This window comes from Shewanella sp. 1180_01, from assembly GCF_052850535.1.
This window is the reverse complement of sequence record NZ_VXCT01000120.1, coordinates 1-1,907: the sequence shown is the minus strand read 5'-3', so window position 1 is coordinate 1,907 and position 1,907 is coordinate 1. Positions and strand designations below refer to the sequence as shown.

The window sequence follows — 1,907 nt, the reverse complement described above, 5'->3', positions numbered from 1 at the left end:
ATTTAAGGGCAACAACCTTGAACAATTAAGCCGCGATTATGGCTTAACCGAGCGAAGAGTGAGCGAGATTGTGGCCGAACAGCGCGCAGCATTTGTCGCAAGAAAGCAAAGGCGGTTGTTTTGAAATCGAATCTATATCACAGGGCTACCAGTAGGTAGCCCTTTTTATTCGTCTCTTTTGGCGATAAACTCAGCAAAAAGTAACGCGAAGTATTGGGAATTAATAGGACGTTGAATCATGGTGAAATGGACATTACTGACCGCATTAGTACTAGGTATCAACAGCTTTGCTGTAAAAGCTGAAATTTTTAAATGTACTATTGATGGCGTTGAGACTTATAGCCAAATGCCTTGTGCTGACGATGCCGAGGTAGTTGAAGTTAAGCCTTCACAAAATGAACCTAAACCGTTTGATACTTATGACCTTGTGCAAGAATGTGTTGAGTTACTTAAAACAGAATATCAATGGAAAGACCGCCAGTCTTTACGAGTTGAATCGCATCGGACTGATATTATTGAAGATGGGAGCGGTTTGAGAAAGGTGCTTATTCTCAGTATTAATGCTAGAAACAGTTATGGGGCTTATGCCGGAACAGATGACTATCGTTGTTTTTTAAATCATACAGGTAAGAAACTTAGCCCATTTCAGCAAAGTATTCCTGAGCGAGTCATTCAGCCATAACTAATCCCGAAACCTTTCCAATCCGCTCCAAACCCTTAAGCCGAGACAATGAACCCATGTTCACTGTCTCGGTTTTTTTATGGCCTTTGTCACCCACAATAACTTTCGTAGCGGCGTTAACAGTATGCCGATTGCGAATGCGCAGCCCAAACGCATACAAAGCCGAGTCTATCGCCAGTGCGCCAAAGACGGTTTTAATGCCCGTATCCGTGCAGAGTTAGCGGCTGATCTCACGGGCAATGGGCCTGCTACCCTGCCTTTGTACAGTCACAGCCTCACCCGCCAAAGCTACTTTGATCAAGGCTGGCAAGCCGTCACCCATCTGGACATTTTAAAAGCGCGTAAACGAGCTAAAGCACAAGCTATGGCGGTGCCTAATGAACAGTAAACTCAAGGCGATTTTACTGGCCGCAGGCTTAAGTTCTGCGGCCATCACGGGCGCACAGCTTACCGATAAATGGGAAGGCAATAGCCTGAGCGTCTATGTCGATGCGGTGGGCGTGCTGACCGCTTGCCGTGGCCATACGAGCAAAGACTTAAAGCTTGATCAAACCTTCACCGAGCAGCAATGCATGGAGATCTTTGCCAAGGATATCGCCAAGGAAGATAAGCAGCTGCTCAGCCTCACCGCGCCAGTAACGCTCACCCACAGCGAGCACGCCGCCTATTTATCGTTTTTGCACTGGGCGGGATACGGCAACTTTGCTAGCTCAACCTTGCGTAAAAAGCTGTTAGCGGGCGACAGAGTGGGCGCGTGCAAAGAGCTAACCCAAGCCTGTTCAACCAATAAGCAAACGGGTGAGCGCGTCTGTAATGGCTGGACGTATGGCACCGACCTATTCGGTAACAAGGTGCGCCTAAATGGCCTCATCAAGCGCCGTGCAGAAGAGCAAAGCATTTGCCTAAGCGAACTCATGGCCGGAGGGGTAACGCAATGACGCCCTCCCAAATTAGTATCGCCATTCAATGGTTGATTGTGTCGCTTTTTGTGGCAGTGCTTTGTTTAGCTCAATACCAATTAGCCACGACAAGAAGCCAACTTACCCAAGCTCTCGCGGATAAATCAACGCTGCAAACCGATGCTGATAACTTGGCTGATAGCTTGCGCAAATCCAATGCCGATAAGGCCGCATTAGCTGCTGAGTCAGAGCAGCTTGCCTTGCAATTACAGCAAGTCTCGCTGCAAAAGGCAGAGCTAATGGGCCGCCATCACGCCCTTAAAAAC

The 1,907-nt window shown here is 48.0% G+C and carries 4 protein-coding genes and 1 pseudogene; all 5 read left to right on the top strand.

The genetic code is table 11. The annotated features are described in order from the left end of the window. On the top strand, positions 1-124 hold a 124-nt coding region (locus FW758_RS24330), incomplete at its 5' end, for a Mor transcription activator family protein (protein ID WP_446446791.1). Positions 125-238: 114 nt separating this feature from the next. Further along, positions 239-682, top strand: coding sequence for a hypothetical protein (locus tag FW758_RS24325; RefSeq protein ID WP_263178258.1), 444 nt, complete (start codon positions 239-241; stop codon positions 680-682). A 79-nt stretch (positions 683-761) separates the two neighbouring features. Then, positions 762-1,070 carry a hypothetical protein gene (locus FW758_RS24320; RefSeq protein ID WP_432376934.1) on the top strand — a complete coding sequence of 103 codons (309 nt, stop codon included), beginning with the start codon at positions 762-764 and terminating at the stop codon, positions 1,068-1,070. Next, on the top strand, positions 1,060-1,620 hold the full coding sequence (locus FW758_RS24315; protein ID WP_432376935.1) for a lysozyme: 561 nt from the start codon (positions 1,060-1,062) through the stop codon (positions 1,618-1,620). The genes FW758_RS24320 and FW758_RS24315 overlap by 11 nt, the downstream gene beginning before the upstream one ends. Further along, positions 1,617-1,907, top strand: a pseudogene (locus FW758_RS24310) (hypothetical protein); the annotation flags it as partial. The gene FW758_RS24315 and the pseudogene FW758_RS24310, both read left to right, overlap by 4 nt.

Coding starts and splice junctions, on each gene's coding strand:
- FW758_RS24325 (WP_263178258.1), top strand. CDS start 239: ATGGTGAAATGGACATTACTGACCGCATTAGTACTAGGTATCAACAGC.
- FW758_RS24320 (WP_432376934.1), top strand. CDS start 762: ATGGCCTTTGTCACCCACAATAACTTTCGTAGCGGCGTTAACAGTATG.
- FW758_RS24315 (WP_432376935.1), top strand. CDS start 1,060: ATGAACAGTAAACTCAAGGCGATTTTACTGGCCGCAGGCTTAAGTTCT.